This is a genomic window from Pseudomonas parakoreensis (assembly GCF_021602155.1).
In the GTDB taxonomy this organism is placed as follows: domain Bacteria; phylum Pseudomonadota; class Gammaproteobacteria; order Pseudomonadales; family Pseudomonadaceae; genus Aquipseudomonas; species Aquipseudomonas parakoreensis.
In genome coordinates, this window is record NZ_BQHY01000008.1 from 292088 (window position 1) to 310942 (window position 18855).

Consider the following 18855-nt stretch of genomic DNA (forward strand, 5'->3'; position numbering starts at 1 on the left):
CCATTGGGCTGGAGAAAGATGGGAAAACGAATGGCGGCAGGTTAACCATCCATCTCGCGCGGAATAAGCCGCGTCGGCGCAAAATACATTTGATCAAAAAGCACGAATGGAATGCAGATTGTTGCAATAGCATTGGCAGCCATCTGCATTTGAGGAGTTGTTCTGATGAGTGAACGCCACGGTTTCATCCTGCACGCCAAGACCCGCCCGGAGAAAGCCGAGGCCTTCGAAGCGCTGTTTCGCGCCTATGTCGAACCGAGCCGCGCCGAGCCGGGCTGCATCGAGTACCACATGCTGCGCGACCAGGAAGACCCGACGCTGTTCATCTTCTACGAGATCTGGGAAAGCCAGGCGCATCTGGATGTGCACTCAAACCTGCCGCACATGCGCGAGTTTTTCGACAACCGCATGACGTACCTGGAGCGCGATTTCGATATCCGGCGGATCGACATGCTTAGCGCCTCGTCGGCTAGCCGCTGATCAGCAAATGGGTGCCAAGCGCGCCCAGTCCGATAAAGAACACGCGCCTGAACAGCACGGCGCTGATGCGCTGCCGCAGCCATTGGCCGAACCCCATGCCCAGCATCGCGGGAATCAGCACCAGCAGCGACGCACTTAATTCGCCACTGCCCAGTGCGCCGCGCCAGAGCAGGCCGCCGGCCAGCGCCAGGGTCGAGACGGTGAACGACAGGCCCAGCGCCTGCACCAGTTCATCACGCTGCAAACCCAGCGCCTGCAGGTACGGCACCGCCGGTATCACGAACACGCCGGTGGCCGAAGTGATGACTCCGGTGATCAGCCCGCACAGCGGGCCGAGCCACGGCTCATGCCGGGGATTGACCTGCAGGGTCGGCAGCAGCAACCCGCTCAACGCATACAGCAACAACGCCGCGCCCAAGCCGCGCACCACCCAATGCCCGCCCGCCATGCCGATCGACAACGTGCCGACGGCGGTCCCGAGGAAGATCATCAGCAGCAGCGGCCACAGGCGTTTGATCAGTCCTTTCAGATGCCCGCCAAAGGCCAGTTGCCAAACGTTGGTCAGCGTCGCCGGAATGATCAGCAACGCGGCTGCCTGTGATGGGGCCATAGCCAGACCCAGCAGCCCCATCGCGACAGTGGGCAAGCCGAGACCGATTACCCCTTTGACCAGACCGGCCATGATGAAGGTGGCGATGACCAGCAGCGATAAGGCCAAGCCGAGGTTTTGATAGAAGTCTGCGAGTGCGTTCATGGCGCTACTGTGCGCCTTGGCGGGTGTGCTGAAAATCTGCCATATACTGGGGCTGCCTCTTTCAATACAAGAGGCTGAAGACTTGATTGAGACTTCTGGCCTTATCGCTGGCAAGCCAGCTCCCACAGGTTTCAGTGTGGATTACAGATTTTGTGCACAACACACATCCTGTGGGAGCTGGCTTGCCAGCGATAGGGCCCGCCCAGAAACCACGAAGACCAGAGGCTGCCCCCATGCACTTCGACCTCACCGACCTGCGCCTCTACCTGCACATCCTCGACAGCGGCAACATCACCGCCGGCGCCGCCCGCAGTCATCTGTCGCTGGCCGCCGCCAGTGCGCGCATCCGGGCCATGGAGGCTTCACTCGGCACCGAGTTCCTGCAGCGCGGGCGCCGTGGCGTGAGCCCGACGCCGGCCGGCAAGGCGCTGGCGCAACATGCGCGCGTCCTCCTGCAACAGTCCGAACGCATGCAGCAGGATCTGGCCGATTACGCCCAAGGCGTCAAAGGCCAGGTACGGTTGCTGTGCAACACCACCGCGATCACTGAATACCTGCCGGAAGTGCTGGCGGACTTTTTGTGCGAGCATCCCAACCTCGACATCGACCTGCAGGAATTGCCCAGCGCGCGCATCACTCATGCCTTGCGCCAGGGCGCGGCGGACCTCGGGATTGTGTCCGACGCCGTAGACACCAGCGACCTGCAGACCCTGCCATTTCGTGCCGATCCGCTGGTGCTGATCCTCCCCCTCGACCACCCATTGTCTGACGCTGCCGAAGTCCGTTTCAGCGACGCCCTGCAGCATGACTTTGTCGGACTGCGCGCCGACAGCGCGCTGGCGGTGTATCTGGAAGAACAAGCGCTGCACAGCGGCTCGCGGATGCAGATCCGCATCCGCGCCGACGGATTCGACGGGGTGCTACGCATGGTCGCCCGAGGTGTCGGGCTGGCAATTGTGCCGCTGGCCGCTGTCGAGCGAAGCGCATTGCGTTCATTCAAATGGGTTGCGCTCAATGAGGCGTGGGCACGCCGCACGCTCATGTTGTGCGCCCGAGACTTCGCTACGTTGCCGAATTACGCCCGCGCGTTGTTACACGCGCTCACTGATCCGCGCGTTTCTGAGCAGTTCGATGTCGAGCACAGACAACTGAACGGCGAGCAGGCGCTATAGGGTTCGACTTCAAATCCCTCTGCCCGGAGTTCCCATGACCGCGACCGCCCCCATCACCGTTCTGCGCGACACCCACCCGCTGCCGGTACTCGATGCCTGCAAATGGGAAAAACTCGAAGGTGACCCGCACACTGTCAACCTCAACGCCTACACCAGCGAAGACGGCAGCAAGATCATGGGCACCTGGATCTGCACCCCGGGCAAGTGGCGGGTCGACTACGTGAAGTGATTAGTAGACCTAACACTGTTATATCAAAATTGACCCATCTCTGATTCATACCTATAGTCGCGGCCATCCTGTCCTGCGGCGTCCAACGTGAACATCCCAGAACTTATCCGTCCCTTCCATAACGTTTACCAGACGCAACCCACTCGGACGCCTGTGCTCATCATTGGAATTCGCTGTTGATGAACCTTTTTTTCTCGACTGAAAGTTTCATTATCATGGGAAGGCCCTATCCCAACTTCCCCCTGATACTCAGCGATTCTATGGTCATTCTCGAAGAGCCGTTCGAGTTTTTGATTAACGAATGCATTAAGCGAGGGCGCGTAAAAAGCGAGGGATCCTGGGCTGTTTATGGGTCAGCAATCTACGATTTTCTAGCGTTCTGCAATACAAACAATCTCGACTGGAAGGAAAATACAGATAGAGACAATACTATACTCTCCGTATACAGAGACTGGAGCATCACGGATTGCGGACTCGCAACTAGCACAGTGAACGCGCGCTTGCGCATCGTGATTAAATTCTACAAATTCGCATTGCGAAAAGGCTGGATACGCTCTCTTCCTTATCAAATTGAGGACGTAAGAGTTACGACACCAAAAAGTTTTCTAGCGCATACGGACACTAGCGGCGGATGGAAGCCCACTGTAGATATCCTGTTGCGGAGCACTAAAACTAGGATAAACGTACTTACTCACACTCAAGTTTCAGAACTACTTAATTCCATCACAAACATCGAACACAAACTTATAACGAGATTAGCTCTCGCCACTGGCCTTCGCAAGCAAGAACTGCTGACTTTCCCGACCAAGTACGTTAAAAACCCAGCAACTTATGAAAGCTCTCAATTCCATGTTCGCGTTGACCTTAAACCCGAGGACATGACTCTGAAGGGTGGCAAGCCTAGAGGAATAGACATACCTATATCTCTGATAAAAGACTTATGGAGGTATATTCAGCTTGAGCGCGGCTCTAGGGCTTCGCTAAGCAAAACCCCTCAATCTATTCTATTCCTTAACTCCACAGGGATGCCGTGGAGTAGCAACGGGCGAGGCTTAAACAAGATTTATAATGACCTAGGCTTACCATTCCTGGTCCGCCCCCATATTTTGCGCCATACATATGCAACACACTCTCTATACCTACTACGTAAACTTAAATGCAGGTTCGATCCACTAATGTACATCAGGGATAGGATGGGGCATTCTAGTTTGAGTACCACTGAAAAATATCTACACGTCCTAGACATACTCGAAAGCGATGTGATGGATGATTACCAAAACGAACTCGACGAGTTGTGCCGAGGTATCACCCAGTGAAGAGGAAGAACTATAAGATCAATGACCCAAGCCTGCTCTCGGCGCTGAGTGATGAAAACAAGGAAGCGAACGGAACTGCAATCCCGAAGCAGACTTTTATAGAGTTCCCTCCAAGCACTACTACTTTGCGCTTTTTTGACTTCGGCCAATTCTACGGAAAAGGCTTCGATGATATCGTTATAAGTTGTCAATCGACCATTAGCATGCTTTTGCGAAAATCGATTAACAGCAACCAATCAAAACTAACGATCGGCACCATTGCCTCGTATTGCGTAGCTGGCTTAAGCAATCTATTTAAATTCTGTGAGATATGGATCGCAGCCACAAAAAGCACCGAGCTTAAAATAACCGACCTAGACAAATCGTTTATCCAAAACTACATGCAACATCTCGCAGCAACCTCCAGCTATGTAACCCAGCGAACATACTACCTCAAAACCAAATCCGTACTTGTAGCAATCAAGCACTTCGACTTGAAAAGTATTTTCCCGAAGACCCCTTACCCAAATATAAATAAACGGTACAAGGGCGAAAAAGCATACACAACCACAGAAAGAAGAAAAATAGCGCAGGCCCTATCAACCGAAATTCACCGTATCAAAAATGACTTTCTGCCTCTATCTGCTTACGATCTTAGCCTGTGTTTACTATGGATTTCGACTTGCACAGGCCTGAACGCTCAACCGCTATATGAACTACGAGTTGACGCGCTACAACCGCATCCATTTCACCCTAATAAACGGCTGCTAATTACATTTAAACGCCGAGGTAAAAATACTCAAATCACCTCGCTAGCTGGCAGCTCTAAGATTGAAAATGTTTGTGAGATTGCGCCACGTGTTGACTCTATTTTCACCATGATCGAGCAAAGGAATCAGATCCTCAGAATGAAAAGCGATTTCCCTGATTCGCTTTTTATCTTCCAACAGAGCAATAGGATTGACCCTAAGCCGGCGCGACTCAAGGCAGATATCGTTCTAGCCGCTGGAAAGCAGCTGGTGGAACAGTATCAACTCAACGATGACAGCCAGCAACGCCTAACAGTTAATATATCTAGATTGAGGAAAACCTTCTCCAACAGAATATTTGAGCTTGCGGGTAACGATCCTGTGGTGGCCGCAGCCCTCGCTGGGCACTCCGTAAAGGTTAGTGATGATCACTATCTCGCCCCACCTGTTGATGCAGAAAAAAACCATGCTTTCATGGGTGAGGTTAGGAACCGCGAGTTACTAGCGACAGCCACGGAGCGGACGTCAGTTGCCAGCTGCAAGGACATCCGGAATGGTCACAGAGCGCCAAAAAATGGCGCGATTTGCCTAGAAGTATTTGCGTGTTTCAAATGCGAGAGCTTTGTCGTCACAGTAGATGACCTGCACAAGTTATTTAGCTTTTACAACCACGTCGTATCCCTTAGATCTGAACTTGGCTCTAAACGCTGGAGTCGTGAATACGCACACATCCTAAAAATTATCGATAGGGACATCTCTCCCAAGTTTGACATGGCGCATGTAAAGAAGGGAAAAGAAATGGCAGCCATAAACCCACACACTCTTTGGCGATCATCTTCCGCAAACGCCAATTTCAATTTATCGGACGAAGCTTGATGAATAGCGCGGACGTCCTTTCAACGGATATTGATACCAGACAAGCTCTGGTAACTAATAATTTCTCTAAGGCTATTTTTTCTTACGTAACCACGCCGGCTGGAAAACTCGTTGTGCTCAGTCGCTTCACTGATGACGTTTGGATAATTCCTGACTCTCGATTCACGGCGAGCGCTAAGAGATCAACTAAGCGCTTAAATTTCAAAATCATACCGCCTAAATTTGTTCACATTTTGAAAGTGTGCATCCTAAAATACTCGATATCTGGTTTGTTTGGTCACCCCCCCAGAGGGAACACCATCCGAAACCTATTTGTAGGTGCCTATACGTTTCTGCGATATATCAGTGAACATGCTGACTGCTTAGAAACAATCAATCCCATTTTGTTCTCCAATTACGCGCTGGTATCAAAAAGCGCAAAGGGGCGTAAAGGAGAATTTCTTTCTCCTCACGCCCTCAACGTCAGGTTTAGTAGCGTGGAGACTCTTCATTCGCTAAGTGAGAACACTTTTGATCCGATGCCACACCCGTGGCCCGAGTCCTCAGCTGCAACCCTAGCTGGGATAAATGGTACAGACTGGTATCTCAAAGGCAAAACACCAATTATCCCCGACGCAGTCTTGGCCAGGTTGTTCCAATCATCAGTCACTCGCCTAGAACGGGCAGAGTATCTGATCAATCTTAGGAATGAGTGCTCTAGGATCGTTTCCGCGCTATCTTCCCATAAAAATAATGCGCGATATACAACTCCATATTTAAGAAGTCAAGCTTACGACGGCGATCGCCGTGATATAACGATAGAACTAACGCAAACTCTTTCAGCTTGCATGATAGTAATTCTTACGACTAGTGGCGTAAGGAGCCACGAGCTCCTGTCGATCAAAGAGGATTGCTGCTATACAACTGAGGACGCTGATGGAAATACCATATATTGGATGCGCGGTCGTTCAGAAAAGACTTATGAAGGCGATACTGAGTGGGTTGTTACAGAAATCACTCACAAAGCGATATCTGTTGCTGCTCAAATCACGGAGAATCTAAGAGCTGAGTTGCGACTCAAAATATCTGCACTTCTCATTGCGAACCCAGATTGCCACGACGCGGCGCAATTGGCCTTACATAAGGATTCCATATTTCTCGGTAAACACAATGCGACTCATGAAATCACCACCGTATCAGGAGAGCATCTTTCCTACTTGCTGACAACTTACTGCAAGAAGATTGGACTCAAATGGAAACTGGCCTCTCATCAATTCCGAAGAACTTTTGCTGTCTATGTAGTGCGGAGTACTCATGGTGACCTTCGTTACCTTAAAAAACACTTCAAGCATTGGAGCCTAGACATGACAGCTCTCTATGCCGCGCATGAACAAAAAGACGCTGAACTCTTACATGAGCTAATGCTGGCCTACAGCGAAGCGAAAGAAAGTATCGTTGCACATATGCTTGATGAGTCTACGCCGCTCAGCGGAGGCCTAGCAGAAGGCATCAAAAAATTCAGAACTGCTAAAATTAAAACATATAAAAACAGAGCAGAGATGGTGAGAATAGTTTCTGATTTCGTTCACATTCGAGCAACCTCAGTGGCTTGGTGTACAAACGATTTAGGCAACTGTACTGGTGGAACGGGCCTAGAAACGACGCGCTGTGGGGGTTGTGTAAATTCAATAATTGATGACACCAAGCTACCAATTTGGCGTGACATTTACGATCAGCAGAGAGAGTTACTTAAGTTGGATGACATCGGAGAATCCGGATTAGAGCGCGTCCGAAGAGATGTGGCTAGATGCGCGAAGGTTTTGAAGGATCTTGGCGTACCCGTGGAGTTGGATTACTGAAATGGACAAGAATCTGTCAAAGGGAGAGCAAACAAGAAAGGCTATACGCCTTGCCATCATCTCGATTACAAACGGCCGTCCGAAGGTTGTGGCTAAAGATCGAAAAATCTCTATTAAAGCTGTTGCCGAAGAAGCAGGGGTAAGTAATGCGACTATTCACAATAACTACCCTGATCTCGCGGAGCAGATCCGATTGCTGTCAAACAATCATGTTCGCCAGCAACGAGACGATACCAAGCAAGCCCTTAGCAAGCAGCGCCAAACGACGTCCGTCCTTCGTGCCGAGATCAAGGCTCTACGTGCACAACTGTCCGAGATAGCTTCAGTGAATGCTGCTTTGATGTTTCAGAATGCGGAGATGTCGTCGAGACTCGCTAGCACCAACGTCGTAGATTTGAAAAAAATCTAAAAAAATCGCGACTCTGTTACAAATCGCTAGCCCGCAGCCTGCAAGGGTTTCATTAAGATAACAGTGTTATAGGGTCTACCAAAAAAATGGGAGTACTGCCACTTCCAGGAAGGCTATTGCATCATCACCCCGGACGGCATGGCGCCGATTCACCTGCGTGCCGGCGACATCTTCGTGGTTGAACCGGGGATGAAAGGCACTTGGGAAGTGGTCGAGACCGTACGCAAATATTTCGTTTTCGCCTGATGCAAAAAAGCCGGGAAACCACCCGACGTGATTTCCCGGCAACACCTACTGCATTCTGGCTGACGCCATGGTTGTGGCGTCTGTGAGATTTGTGGCGAGGGGATTTATCCCCGATGGGCGCAAAGCGCCCCCCCGCATTGTGTCAGTTGAAACGCAGGCTCAGTGGTTGCGACTGCTACACAGTCGATCGGGGATAAATCCCCTCACCACAAAGTCTGCGTTGCCACAAAAAGTATTGATGTCCAAGTTACTGCGGCTTGCGATAGCTGTTGATGATCGCCGAGAAGTCCTTGCCACCTTCCCCGCGCTGGCTCATCGCCTGATACAACTGCTGCGCCACCGCGCCGAGTACCACCGGTTGATGCGCTTGGCGCGCCGCTTCGGTGGCCAGCCCCAGATCCTTGAGCATCAGTTCGGCACCAAACCCGCCGGTGTAACCACGCGAGGCCGGTGCCGTTTCGACGATGCCTGGCCACGGGTTGTACATTTCCGAACTCCAGCAACGCCCGGTGGAGCTGTTGATAATTCCGGCCAGCACCGAGGTGTCGATCCCCAGTGCATCGCCCAGCGCCATGGCTTCGCTGACGCCGACCATCGAAATCGCCAGCAGCAAGTTGTTACAGATCTTGGCGATTTGCCCGGTGCCGACTTCACCGCAATGCACAATGTTGCGGCCCATCTGCGCCAGCACCGGCTGCAGGGTGGCAAACAGTTCCGGAGTGGCGCCGACCATGAAGGTCAGCGTGCCTGCGGTCGCGCCGCCAGTGCCGCCGGAGACCGGTGCATCGGCCATGGCCACGCCCTGTTTGGCGGCAGCGGCGGCCACATCGCGGGCGGTCTGTGGATCGATGGTGCTGCAATCCACCGCCGGCACCCCTTTGCCGATACCGGCCAGCACACCGTCCTCACCGAGCCAGACGCTACGCACATGCACCGCCGCCGGCAGCATGGTGATCACCAGTTCGGCATCTTGCGCCGCTTCACGGGCCGAGGCGCGGATGGTGCCGCCCAGTTGCTCCAGCTCCGCCAGCACAGTCTTGTTCAGGTCCACCAGGTTCAGCGAATGGCCGGCCTTGATCAGGTTGCGCGCCATCGGCGCGCCCATGTTGCCCAGACCGATAAATGCGATTTTCATGGCCAGTCCTCAGCGCAGGTTGATGGTGGTGTTCACGCCGTCGTTGACGCTGTCGTCATCGAACCAGCGCGCCGTGACCGTTTTGGTCTGGGTGTAGAACTGCACCACTTGTTTGCCATACGGGCCGAGGTCGCCCAGTTTCGAACCGCGCGAGCCGGTGAAGCTGAAGAACGGCACCGGCACCGGAATCGGGATGTTGATGCCGACCTGGCCGATGTCGATTTCACTCTGGAATTTACGCGCCGCCGCACCGCTCTGGGTGAACAGGCCCGTGCCGTTGCCGAATGGGTTGGCGTTGACCAGCGCAATGGCCTGATCAAGGGTGTCGACTTCCAGCACCACCAGCACCGGGCCGAAGATTTCCTGGGTGTAGATCTGCATGTCGGTGGTCACGCCCGAGAACAGGGTCGGACCGACGAAGTTGCCTTGCTCGTAGCCCGGCACCTTGATGTCGCGACCATCAAGTTCCAGCTTGGCGCCTTCCTTGATGCCGCTTTCGATCAGATCGAGAATTCGCGCCTTGGCTTTCTTCGAGATCACCGGGCCGACATCGGTGCCCGGCTCGCTGCCGGCGTTGACCTTGAGTTTCTGCGCCAGCGCTTTCAGGTCCGGCAGCCATTGTTTCGCCGCACCGACCAGCACCACCACCGAGGTGGCCATGCAACGCTGACCGGCCGCACCGAAACCGGCGCCGACCAGCGCATTCAGCGCCTGCTCGCGATTGGCGTCCGGCAGCACCACGGCGTGGTTCTTCGCGCCCATCATCGATTGCACGCGTTTGCCGTGCTTGCCGGCCAAGTCGTAGACGTGAGTGCCGACTGCGGTCGAACCAACGAACGATACGGCTTTGATGTCCTTGTGGGTGCACAGGCCATCAACCACATCCTTGCCACCGTGCACCACGTTGAGCACGCCCGCCGGAACGCCGGCCTCGATCGCCAGTTCCACCAGGAGCATGGTCGACAGCGGATCCTGCTCCGAAGGTTTCAAGACGAAGGTGTTGCCGCAGGCGATGGCCATCGGGAACATCCACAGCGGAATCATCGCCGGGAAGTTGAACGGGGTGATGCCGGCGCACACGCCGATCGGCTGGCGCAGGGTGTAGGTATCGACGCCGCCCGCCACGTTTTCGGCGAACTCGCCCATTTGCAGAGTGCCGATGGAACAGGCGTGTTCGACCACTTCCAGGCCACGGAAAATATCGCCCTCGGCGTCGGCAATGGTCTTGCCCTGCTCGGCGCTCAGCACTACGGCAATGCGCTTGGAGTGCTCGCGGATCAGCGCCTGCAGCTTGAGCATGATGCGCATCCGCGCGCCGATCGGGGTCAGTTTCCAGGTCTGGAAGGCGCGGTGTGCGGCACGGATGGCGGCATCGACTTCAGCAGCGGTGGCGAACGGTACTTTGGCCAGCACTTGCTGGGTCGCCGGGTTGACGATGTCGTGCCACTCGGTGGTCTGCGATTCGACCCACTCGCCGTCGATCAGCAGCTTGACCTTCTGGACCGTGGTTTCGTTAGGCGTAAGCGATGCGTTCATGCTGGTCTCCGAAACTTGTTTTTATCGTAGGAGCCAAGGCGAAAGGGTTCGCCTTGAGATGAGGCGTGTGTCACGAATTGGTTGTCGGACTGTTTTTGGAGTATAGATGTGCAAACTTCTAATAAGAACGCACATATAAGCCCGTCCATCATGCAAAAAAACATCACCTCCCTGGGGTCGCTGAACTGGGACGACCTGAAGTTTTTCCTCGAAGTCGCCCGCACCCGCAAAGCCAGCACCGCAGCCAAACGCCTCGCCGTCGACTACACCACAGTGTCGCGGCGCATCAGTTCGCTGGAAGCGGCATTGGGTACGCTGCTGTTCGAAAAATCGCGCACCAGCGGGTTTGTGCTGACTACCGAAGGCCAGCGTCTGCTGGGCTACGCCGAGTCGATTGAAAGCACATTGCACATGGCCTGCGAGCAGGTCTCCGGCTCCGGTGTGGCACTGTCGGGCCATGTGCGCATGGGCTGCACCGAAGGTTTCGGCAGCTTTTTCATCACGCCGCAGCTGAGCCATTTCGTCGACGCCTACCCGGCAATCTCGGTGGACATCCTGCCGCTGCCGCACTTCATCAGCCTGTCCAAACGCGAAGCCGATATCGTTATCGCGCTGGAGCGCCCGGAGCATGGCCCGTACGTGTGCTGCAAACTCTGCGACTACCGCTTGCAGCTGTACGCGACCCAGGACTACCTCGACCAGCACCCACCGATTTGCCGCCCGGCCGATTTGGGCAAGCATCAATTCATCAGTTATGTGGATGACCTGGCGTTCAGCTCGGAGTTGCTGTACCTGGCGAACGTGCTGCCTGGCGCCAGCGCGAACCTGCGCAGCACCAGCGTGATCGCGCAGTTCGTCGCAGCGCAACAAGGGCGCTCACTGGCCATTCTGCCGTGCTTCCTCGCGGCGCAGGATCCGCGCCTGCTGCCGGTGCTGCCCGAAGAAATCGACATCACCCGGCAGTTCTGGATGTACTGCCGGGAAGATCTGAGGAAGTTAAAGCGGATCACCCTTCTGTGGGACTACATCCGTGAGGTGACCGAGCGCAATCAGGGTTTGCTAATGGGGCAGACTCGCGAGATGCAGTTCGCTGACTGATGATCTTCAAGGAATCAGGTGGCCGCATCGTAGCGAGGTCAGCAGGCCTTTTTCAACCGTTTTGTAACAGAGGTTGGTACACGACTTGTAACTTTGAAAGCGCATCGAAGCCTATATCTTGATTGTTCGAATTTAACGCTGTCATGGCAGCTGCATTGTCGAAGATTGCGATGAAAGCGCTACGGCAAACTGCCACCATTCAAAGTCCGTCCCCAACCATTTATCCTCCGCACCTCCAGCAATTGACATGGAACACAGGGAATTTTCAGTACGGCTTTTGGGATTTGTCCTACAGCCATTGCATGAGCTTCCCGCTAACGTCGATGCTGCCCAGCTACAGGCTGGAACTCCCCAAGGACGAAAGGAAGCGGCATGTCTGGCTATGTACCCAACCCGCCAAAGGGCTACCGCTACAGCGGTGTTGAGCCTGTCGATATCCATGCCCAGCGTTGGGCGGAATACAAAGACCTATCACCAAAACCAGAAGACAAGCCCGACACAATGGGCTGTGTGTTTGCCAAGAGCTGCAACCTCCCTGATGGTGTGATCGACCACAAGAACCAATCCGGGTTTGTGCCTGTTGAGAAACTGGCCGACTACGGACTGTGGGCTGTGCTTGGAACCGGGGCAGCGATTACCGCCCAAGGCACCCCACTCCAACTGGTGGGCGGGTCTGCAACTGGCAGTGCAATTGCTCAACGTCTTGGCGGGTCGCTATCACTGGGCCTGCTGAAAGGATCAGGTGTTGTTGCTGCTGGCTTTGTAACAGGTACGGTTGGGATGCTGATCCCGAACACCAGCATTTCACCGGACAGCGCCTTCTACAAGAACGATCAATACGCAACGCTTGAAACTGGCCGCACCCGTGTACGCGTCAACGTGAAGACTTTGCCGGATGGCTCCGTTAACGCCTACGGCTTCTACACGGGCGGTAAAACGGATTGGGAGAATGTCCCTGTCATCAAGGGCGATAAAGTCGGTGAGACATATGTTGCTGACATCGGCAACGGGATTGGGCTCACTTGGACGCCAGCGGCAAACCCTGATGGCGTACTGGGCATTCCTGCACTGGAAGGTGCTCCGCAATTACCACCAGTGTGGGTTTATCCCCCGACCGCACAAACTGACACGGTGTTGGCGAACCCTGCACATCCACCTGAATTCCAAGATGCAATTATCTGGTTCCCTGACTCGGGCATTGAGCCAATCTATATAGTGCTCAGTACACAGCTGCAAAAGAACAAGCAGAGAGGCAAAGAGTACGAAGACGAATCCTTCGAGGAGTACAGCAAAACCAGACCCGAGGCAGCCCGCGAGGTTACAATTAAAGCCGACAACGGAGTTAAAACCCGAGTTGATATCATTGGGCGAGACGCTGACGGTGAAATCTCATGTGTCGAATGCAAATCATCCGATACAGCGCCATTGACCAAGAATCAGAAATCGGCCTTTCCTGAAATTGAGAAAACGGGTGGTACGGTTGTAGGTAAAGGAAAACCCGGCTTCCCCGGAGGCACCAGAATTCCACCTACCAGAATTGACATCATTCGACCCGACCCAACCCTCTGAGGGAGCAGACATGTCCATCACCGAAACAAAAGTAGTCGATATTATTGCGGTGCCCGAGTGGGAGCCTGAAAACGTAATTTTGGTAATCACTGACCACCTTGAGTGGGGTGATAAAGCGCAACAAGGCGAACACCTGCTACTGCTTCAAGAAAAGATCAACAGCTACGTTGCTTTCATTGAGAGCGGAGAGCTGCTGGAAAGCTACCCGCCAGCTAAAGACAAGCTACCAATCATCCGAGTTAACGGTTTGTATGAGCTGCCAGCACAAGGCGAAACCTTTGTAGACCGAGTCACTGACCTGCTGAAAGGTGCAGGTATCGGCTTTGAGTTCGTGCTGAAAGAAAGCGAGAAAATTCGCAACATGTGACTATCCGATCTGATCATCTGGCCAGACGAATACTTCGATGAAGCAGAATATCCACAGCGACTATCCCCAGAGCAGGTGATAGAAATCGCGTTGAAAGACAAAGACGTAGTGCTGTAACCAAGACCCGCCCACACCAAAGGACTGTCATCCTGCACGTGTTGAAACTGAAGGCATGGGCGGGCAGCGGATTCTACATCACTCGATCCAACCAGTGCCTGGCCCCCGCCAAAATTTCCGGTGCACTTCGATACCTGTTTGGTTTTCGAGCTTGGAAAATAATTCTGGTGGTTTTATCTGAGGTGCTAAGCATCGAACAGCGGGCTTGCCCAGAAGAGTCCAAGCGGAACCACAAATAAGGTGGGGCACTTGGCCCCGGATAGCTTGATCAGAAGTATCTGTGAAGCAACCAGCGTCACGCCGCCTTCGTTTCTTTTTTGATCCTGTACACCGTGGCGACACCACACTCAGCCAACTTGGCAATTTCATCGGCAGACATGGTTGGATGCTTCCGCATTAGCGACTGTACCTCAGCCCATTTGGCAGTGTTCCTTCCTTTGCCTGATGGCTTCCATTCAGGCTCAGCAGCTTTCTTGTTTTCCAGACCTTGCTTGATGCGTTCCACGCGCTTCTCTTGATCCAGTCGTGCCATGGTTGCCATGAGGTCGATCAGCATGTTGTTGATCACGTCCATGATTTGACCGGTGATCCCCTTCGCTTCAACCAGCATGTGACTGGTTGGCAGGTCAGCCACAACCAGACGCAACCCCTTCGCCCTGATAGTGGCCTTGAGAGTGTCCCAGTCAGCTTGTGAGAGGCGACTCAGACGATCAACAGACTCAACCAATAGCACGTCTCCACTCTCGGCAGTATCGAGCAAGGCGAGCAGCTCAGGACGGTTGAGCTTTGTCCCACTGATGTTCTCCGCATACACGCCAACGATGTTCAAACTCTTCTCGACGGCGAACAACTCCAAGGCAGCTTTTGCACGGTTGGCGTCTTGGTCTTTAGTCGATGCTCGGAGGTACAGATGGGCGTTCATGGCTGACTATCCTTTGGAGTCTTGATCTGATAGAGCAATGATAAACTATCATAAACCTATTATGAAGACATTACTGATAGTTTATTTTCGCCACTGCGGAGCGTCCGCCGCACTACCGGATAGGTCTACTCGTTTGATAGTCGGTAATGCGTCTCGACTGGAAAGGGGGCATTCCGGGATCAGGATTGCCGTATTTGAATGATCGCGTCAGTAACGGCTAGAGCGCTCGACTCGAGCGCCTGCAATACAGCCACAGCCAATGCCTTGTCAACGACAACTGTGCCTGCTTGACTGGCAATCCATCCAGCGAGCTCTTCAATCGACGCAGCGATGCCATGTTGGCTATACAACATCAACGTCAATGAGTCAGCCATGGCTACGGCTAGGTTAAGCTGGTCACTCAAACTTTTCTCTTTTATGCACCTTGTGATGGCATACGGTGCATAGGGTGATTAGGTTATCTACGGAGTTCTGTCCACCTTTTGCGTGATGAACAACATGATGGAGTTCAAGGTGCCTCGGGTCAGAAGCGTTCCACATTGAATGATTCCACGGGCAGTGCCGACAAGTGTAGTGGTCTCTAATCAGTACCTTCCCCCTAACATCATCGGGAATTTTCCGGTCATGAGGTGGCGTCTGGTTCATGTCCTCAAGAACATAAGTACCAATCGGCAAATCTGGACGGCCTGTCGTCCTTGTCGCAATAGACCACCCTTCTTCTGTTCTCAGCTCCCGTACTCTGCGTGCCCATTCGGTTGAGCCATCGGCCACATATCGAAGCTCCTCGCCTGTAACAGCTCGCCCCACATTTACTTGCAGGAACTCCAGCAGCTTCTCTTTCACCGCAAGTTTCTTTTTTCGAATCGTGTTCGCGCTGTTCCAACGGAATGCTGCATCTCGATCTTGCTTCTCATCAAGCAATACGTAGTCATCAACCATCAATGAATCGACACCCAGCATGGCCAAGTCAAGGTCTCCGACTTTAACCATTTCCTCAGCCGTCACTCCCGTGACAATACTCCAGCCTTGCTCGACGCGAAGCTCACGGACACGCCTTGCCCATTCTCCAATACCTGCAACCACCATCAACTCATCGCCCTTTATGACCTTACGCGGATAAGTGACGAGATAAAGGATGATGCGATCCCTCGCGGAGGCAGCACTTGATTTCGGAATTAGAGAGCTGCCCAAATCTCTGAGGGCATGAAAGGTTGGCACCAGTGAGATCACTCGGGCTCGTAGGTCTCCATGGCTCAATTCATGCCCGAAGTTCTTTATCAGCTCCAACAACCGAAGTCGCAAGCTTTCTGGATCATCACGCAGTTTCCCCGACCGCCTTGCCACCCCATCACCCCCCATGAAAAACGAGCCGCCAGATGCACACTGGACGCCTTGAGCACTATTAGAACGTCATTCGATTTCGGCAGTAGACAGAAGCCAACCCCAACTGCCATGCCTCCTACGCGGCCTTGCTTTCCAACTTTACATTCAAGACCTTGTATACGACCTTCGCGATGGCACCAGCGAGAAGTGGTGGGACAGCGTTCCCTATCTGCCGTGCAATTTCGATTTTCGTCCCCTGAAAAGGAAAATCATCCGGAAACCCCATAATCCTTGCCGCTTCGCGGTGAGTTATCGGACGATGCTTTTCTGGATGCAAGTAGCGACCTTTCTCTGGTTTGAAAAACTCAGTTCTGATGGTCACACTCGGTCTATCCCACCAAAGCCTTCCAAACAGATCAGTTCCACCGGACGTCTTCCGAATCCAACATGCAGGAGTAATCTCTGGTGCATTTCGCTGTAAATCGAAACGGTTGCCGCCAGGAGGCACAGCCTTGTATCGAGCAAGACTTTTCTCTGTTGGAGTACGACCGAAATGCAAATTCAAAGGAGGAGCACAATCTCGAATTTGAATGCCTTCGGGCTCTGGTAAGTCTGCTATCACATCTTTGACCGTTCTCCATGGAGGGAGAAGTCGGTCATCTGGATTCTTGCAATGTGTCTTAACCGGCAACTCTGGTGTTTCGATCAGGTCCTTTTTCCACCCGATGATAATCAGTCGTTTTCGAGTTTGTGCCACACCATAATCTGCAGTGTTCACGACCTCAAAGATCATCTCAAAGCCCATAGACATTGCCCGAGATTGAATATCTAGGAACTCGCTTGAGCGAAGTAGCTCCGGGACGTTTTCCATAACAAACATTTTGGCGCCACACAGCTCCACAACGTCCATATATGGCTCCCACAACGCTCGACGGCCATCTCCAGTCCTGTTCTTGTTGAGAAGGCTAAAGCCTTGGCAAGGCGGGCCACCAATGACGATATCCGCAGCGGGGATGTCAGGATTCGTTTGTAGCCAATCCTCTATATTGCCCACCACACCCGGAGCAGCATATGCCTGCTCGTGCGTTCTCATTGCAGCCGCATCATTGTCGACCGACAAAACACACTCGAACCCACCACAAAATCTCTCATCAGTGAAGCCGAGCGTCATGCCGCCAGCACCGGAAAAAAGGTCGATTACACGAAATTTGCTTGGTGTCATATTGATATGCATAGCTGATATTTTTTCATCGCCGGAGTATAGAGCAGGCGTCTTGAGCAAAACCATCAAGACCAACCCAATCGAAGCAGAAGGTGAAAGAAATCTTCATAGCCCTCTCTCCTCGTGGAGAATTTTCTGGAGCCGCACCCGTCAACGCGTCGCAAGCTGTATGTATAGACAGTACAGTTCACGTCAGAAGCGAGTCAACCTGTAAGGCAGCGCAGGGTATGCGAATCCGCAACGGATCGCCTGCCTCTCCGACCAGTGAAGCGTCTTTTTCAGTGGAAATAGCAATCCTCGTTCAACTCAGGCTGCCATCAACCAGCGTTTTTTCAAATTCTACTATCAGTTCTTGCAGGCAAATCCCCAAGACTTCGCACAGGTCGCGAAGCTGCACGATGTCCAATCTACGAGTACCGCTCTCAACGTCACTCATGAACGACTGTGGACGCCCCAGAGCCTTTGAACACTGCACTTGAGTCAGACCAGCCGCCTTCCTGTGTTTCTTCAGTAGTGTCAGCAGGACTGCGTGTTCGGGTTTGTAGATCGTCTTAGGCATGGCTGGACAACTGCGAGATGAGCAGTCTCCAACCTATATCTGGTTTTCAGATATCTGAATTTGGGATATTGTTTCCTCTACCTGCCATACCAAAGGAACGCTTGATGAACACCATTACTCGCTTGCTGTGCCTGCTGCCAATGATCGCGTCTGCTGCCGCTATGGCCGACACCTACCCAAAGCGAACACTGGCTGCTGGTTCAATGGTTTGCTTCAAAGCCGGGGACTGGACAAAGCTGGTAGAGGCGTCGCTTGATCAGGATGAAGATGAGGCGGAACGCCTGATCGGATCGGGGAAGTGCCGAACGATTTCAACTGCTACCAAGGTCAATTTTATCGAAGGGCCTAAGAATGGTGACAAGTCTGCCCTGATACAGCTTCCCAGCGGTAAAACCGCCATGACAGCGAATGGTTGGCTGCGTTGATTCATTATCCAATGAGCCATTGGGCACACCAACCTCAGACCGAGTAAGGGCAGGATATGAACGAAAAACTGTTTGTTCTCACCACCCAGAAGAAGAAAACCAATCACATCCTGCACATCATCATGACCGTTCTAACCGGAGGTCTATGGTTGATAGTGTGGGGCATCACCATGCGGAGCAATGACGCACACAACAAGAAGCTGGACAAACAAATCAATCAGATCGTGCACTACAAGACGCAAGGCTTGAGTGATACCGACACCTACAAACAAATACAGAATGATCAATTGAACTCTGATGTGTTTCAAGGTCGAGTGATCTTTGTGATTCTGGTGGTGATATTTCTGTACTTCTACCTTCGATAGTTGTTGCACAAGTACAGCGGAGCTTTGAGCAGATACCTTCCCAGCTCCGCTGAAGTGTGTTCGCACCAAAGTATTTGCACCGAAAACGTCAGTTTTCAAGTGTACTCAGCTCCGGCGTGGCCGCCGACATTCCTCCGAATGTACTTCAGTAACAAACAAAAATTACACA

Annotated in this window: 19 protein-coding genes and 2 pseudogenes; 13 read left to right on the top strand and 8 right to left on the bottom strand. The window is 53.0% G+C overall.

Going from position 1 to position 18855, the window contains the following annotated elements; all coding sequences use genetic code 11:
- Positions 1 to 165 precede the first annotated feature (165 nt).
- Positions 166 to 480, top strand: a complete 315-nt coding sequence (locus tag L6D63_RS15120) for a putative quinol monooxygenase (RefSeq protein WP_047291115.1) — start codon at positions 166 to 168, stop codon at positions 478 to 480.
- Here L6D63_RS15120 and L6D63_RS15125 read toward each other — a convergent pair.
- Positions 470 to 1234 (bottom strand): sulfite exporter TauE/SafE family protein, encoded by a 765-nt coding sequence (locus L6D63_RS15125; RefSeq protein ID WP_131671400.1) that lies wholly within the window; start codon positions 1232 to 1234, stop codon positions 470 to 472. The genes L6D63_RS15120 and L6D63_RS15125 overlap by 11 nt on opposite strands.
- A 233-nt stretch (positions 1235 to 1467) precedes the next feature.
- Between L6D63_RS15125 and L6D63_RS15130 the strand changes: the two genes are divergently transcribed.
- From L6D63_RS15130 to L6D63_RS15160, 7 genes and pseudogenes are all read left to right on the top strand, one after another.
- Positions 1468 to 2406, top strand: a complete 939-nt coding sequence (locus L6D63_RS15130) for a LysR family transcriptional regulator (protein ID WP_131671399.1) — start codon at positions 1468 to 1470, stop codon at positions 2404 to 2406.
- A 34-nt stretch (positions 2407 to 2440) separates the two neighbouring features.
- Positions 2441 to 2626: pseudogene (locus L6D63_RS15135) on the top strand (cupin domain-containing protein); the annotation flags it as partial.
- A gap of 188 nt (positions 2627 to 2814) precedes the next feature.
- Positions 2815 to 3951, top strand: a complete 1137-nt coding sequence (locus L6D63_RS15140) for a tyrosine-type recombinase/integrase (protein ID WP_131671398.1) — start codon at positions 2815 to 2817, stop codon at positions 3949 to 3951.
- On the top strand, positions 3948 to 5555 hold the full coding sequence (locus L6D63_RS15145; protein ID WP_131671397.1) for a hypothetical protein: 1608 nt from the start codon (positions 3948 to 3950) through the stop codon (positions 5553 to 5555). Before L6D63_RS15140 ends, L6D63_RS15145 begins: the two co-directional genes overlap by 4 nt.
- Positions 5555 to 7393 (top strand): site-specific integrase, encoded by a 1839-nt coding sequence (locus L6D63_RS15150; protein WP_131671396.1) that lies wholly within the window; start codon positions 5555 to 5557, stop codon positions 7391 to 7393. Before L6D63_RS15145 ends, L6D63_RS15150 begins: the two co-directional genes overlap by 1 nt.
- Before the next feature lies 1 nt (position 7394).
- On the top strand, positions 7395 to 7802 hold the full coding sequence (locus L6D63_RS15155) for a TetR family transcriptional regulator (protein ID WP_236170346.1): 408 nt from the start codon (positions 7395 to 7397) through the stop codon (positions 7800 to 7802).
- Positions 7803 to 7883: 81 nt separating this feature from the next.
- Positions 7884 to 8048 (top strand): annotated as a pseudogene (locus L6D63_RS15160) (cupin domain-containing protein); the annotation flags it as partial.
- A gap of 247 nt (positions 8049 to 8295) precedes the next feature.
- Here the strand turns inward: L6D63_RS15160 and mmsB are convergent.
- Positions 8296 to 9183: a 3-hydroxyisobutyrate dehydrogenase gene (gene mmsB, locus L6D63_RS15165; protein WP_041066652.1), complete on the bottom strand. Its 888-nt coding sequence runs from the start codon at positions 9181 to 9183 to the stop codon at positions 8296 to 8298.
- A 9-nt stretch (positions 9184 to 9192) separates the two neighbouring features.
- Positions 9193 to 10719 carry a CoA-acylating methylmalonate-semialdehyde dehydrogenase gene (locus L6D63_RS15170; protein ID WP_131671395.1) on the bottom strand — a complete coding sequence of 509 codons (1527 nt, stop codon included), beginning with the start codon at positions 10717 to 10719 and terminating at the stop codon, positions 9193 to 9195.
- 150 nt (positions 10720 to 10869) lie between these two features.
- Here L6D63_RS15170 and L6D63_RS15175 point away from each other — a divergent pair, with 150 nt between their 5' ends.
- The 3 genes from L6D63_RS15175 (at position 10870) to L6D63_RS15185 (ending at position 13753) form a co-directional block, all read left to right on the top strand.
- Positions 10870 to 11817, top strand: a complete 948-nt coding sequence (locus L6D63_RS15175; RefSeq protein WP_047291110.1) for a LysR family transcriptional regulator — start codon at positions 10870 to 10872, stop codon at positions 11815 to 11817.
- A gap of 372 nt (positions 11818 to 12189) precedes the next feature.
- Entirely contained in the window at positions 12190 to 13386 is a 1197-nt protein-coding gene (locus L6D63_RS15180; RefSeq protein ID WP_131671394.1) for an S-type pyocin domain-containing protein, read from the top strand.
- Positions 13387 to 13396: 10 nt separating this feature from the next.
- Positions 13397 to 13753: a DUF6572 domain-containing protein gene (locus L6D63_RS15185; RefSeq protein ID WP_131671393.1), complete on the top strand. Its 357-nt coding sequence runs from the start codon at positions 13397 to 13399 to the stop codon at positions 13751 to 13753.
- Between the two features lie 412 nt (positions 13754 to 14165).
- On the opposite strand, the gene L6D63_RS15190 is transcribed toward L6D63_RS15185, so the two are convergent.
- The 5 genes from L6D63_RS15190 to L6D63_RS15210 form a co-directional block, all read right to left on the bottom strand.
- Positions 14166 to 14792, bottom strand: a complete 627-nt coding sequence (locus L6D63_RS15190) for a recombinase family protein (protein ID WP_131671392.1) — start codon at positions 14790 to 14792, stop codon at positions 14166 to 14168.
- Between the two features lie 179 nt (positions 14793 to 14971).
- Positions 14972 to 15196: a hypothetical protein gene (locus L6D63_RS15195; RefSeq protein WP_131671391.1), complete on the bottom strand. Its 225-nt coding sequence runs from the start codon at positions 15194 to 15196 to the stop codon at positions 14972 to 14974.
- Positions 15189 to 16022 carry an HNH endonuclease gene (locus L6D63_RS15200; protein WP_236170347.1) on the bottom strand — a complete coding sequence of 278 codons (834 nt, stop codon included), beginning with the start codon at positions 16020 to 16022 and terminating at the stop codon, positions 15189 to 15191. Before L6D63_RS15200 ends, L6D63_RS15195 begins: the two co-directional genes overlap by 8 nt.
- 229 nt (positions 16023 to 16251) lie before the next feature.
- A complete protein-coding gene (locus L6D63_RS15205; RefSeq protein WP_236170348.1) occupies positions 16252 to 17403 on the bottom strand; it encodes a DNA cytosine methyltransferase in 1152 nt (383 codons plus the stop codon).
- A 235-nt stretch (positions 17404 to 17638) separates the two neighbouring features.
- Positions 17639 to 17896, bottom strand: coding sequence for a helix-turn-helix domain-containing protein (locus L6D63_RS15210; RefSeq protein ID WP_131671389.1), 258 nt, complete (start codon positions 17894 to 17896; stop codon positions 17639 to 17641).
- A 104-nt stretch (positions 17897 to 18000) separates the two neighbouring features.
- On the opposite strand from L6D63_RS15210, the gene L6D63_RS15215 reads away from it, so the two are divergent.
- Both L6D63_RS15215 and L6D63_RS15220 read left to right on the top strand, forming a co-directional pair.
- Entirely contained in the window at positions 18001 to 18321 is a 321-nt protein-coding gene (locus L6D63_RS15215; protein ID WP_131671504.1) for a hypothetical protein, read from the top strand.
- Positions 18322 to 18377: 56 nt separating this feature from the next.
- Complete coding sequence (locus L6D63_RS15220; RefSeq protein WP_115148474.1) at positions 18378 to 18686, top strand: hypothetical protein; 309 nt, start codon at positions 18378 to 18380, stop codon at positions 18684 to 18686.
- Positions 18687 to 18855: the final 169 nt, after the last annotated feature.

Bases quoted from the DNA above. Each gene is read 5' to 3' on its own strand.
- L6D63_RS15120 (WP_047291115.1), top strand. From the start codon at position 166: ATGAGTGAACGCCACGGTTTCATCCTGCACGCCAAGACCCGCCCGGAG.
- L6D63_RS15125 (WP_131671400.1), bottom strand. From the start codon at position 1,234: ATGAACGCACTCGCAGACTTCTATCAAAACCTCGGCTTGGCCTTATCG.
- L6D63_RS15130 (WP_131671399.1), top strand. From the start codon at position 1,468: ATGCACTTCGACCTCACCGACCTGCGCCTCTACCTGCACATCCTCGAC.
- L6D63_RS15140 (WP_131671398.1), top strand. From the start codon at position 2,815: ATGAACCTTTTTTTCTCGACTGAAAGTTTCATTATCATGGGAAGGCCC.
- L6D63_RS15150 (WP_131671396.1), top strand. From the start codon at position 5,555: ATGAATAGCGCGGACGTCCTTTCAACGGATATTGATACCAGACAAGCT.
- L6D63_RS15155 (WP_236170346.1), top strand. From the start codon at position 7,395: ATGGACAAGAATCTGTCAAAGGGAGAGCAAACAAGAAAGGCTATACGC.
- mmsB (WP_041066652.1), bottom strand. From the start codon at position 9,183: ATGAAAATCGCATTTATCGGTCTGGGCAACATGGGCGCGCCGATGGCG.
- L6D63_RS15170 (WP_131671395.1), bottom strand. From the start codon at position 10,719: ATGAACGCATCGCTTACGCCTAACGAAACCACGGTCCAGAAGGTCAAG.
- L6D63_RS15175 (WP_047291110.1), top strand. From the start codon at position 10,870: ATGCAAAAAAACATCACCTCCCTGGGGTCGCTGAACTGGGACGACCTG.
- L6D63_RS15180 (WP_131671394.1), top strand. From the start codon at position 12,190: ATGTCTGGCTATGTACCCAACCCGCCAAAGGGCTACCGCTACAGCGGT.
- L6D63_RS15185 (WP_131671393.1), top strand. From the start codon at position 13,397: ATGTCCATCACCGAAACAAAAGTAGTCGATATTATTGCGGTGCCCGAG.
- L6D63_RS15190 (WP_131671392.1), bottom strand. From the start codon at position 14,792: ATGAACGCCCATCTGTACCTCCGAGCATCGACTAAAGACCAAGACGCC.
- L6D63_RS15205 (WP_236170348.1), bottom strand. From the start codon at position 17,403: ATGGTTTTGCTCAAGACGCCTGCTCTATACTCCGGCGATGAAAAAATA.
- L6D63_RS15210 (WP_131671389.1), bottom strand. From the start codon at position 17,896: ATGCCTAAGACGATCTACAAACCCGAACACGCAGTCCTGCTGACACTA.
- L6D63_RS15215 (WP_131671504.1), top strand. From the start codon at position 18,001: ATGAACACCATTACTCGCTTGCTGTGCCTGCTGCCAATGATCGCGTCT.
- L6D63_RS15220 (WP_115148474.1), top strand. From the start codon at position 18,378: ATGAACGAAAAACTGTTTGTTCTCACCACCCAGAAGAAGAAAACCAAT.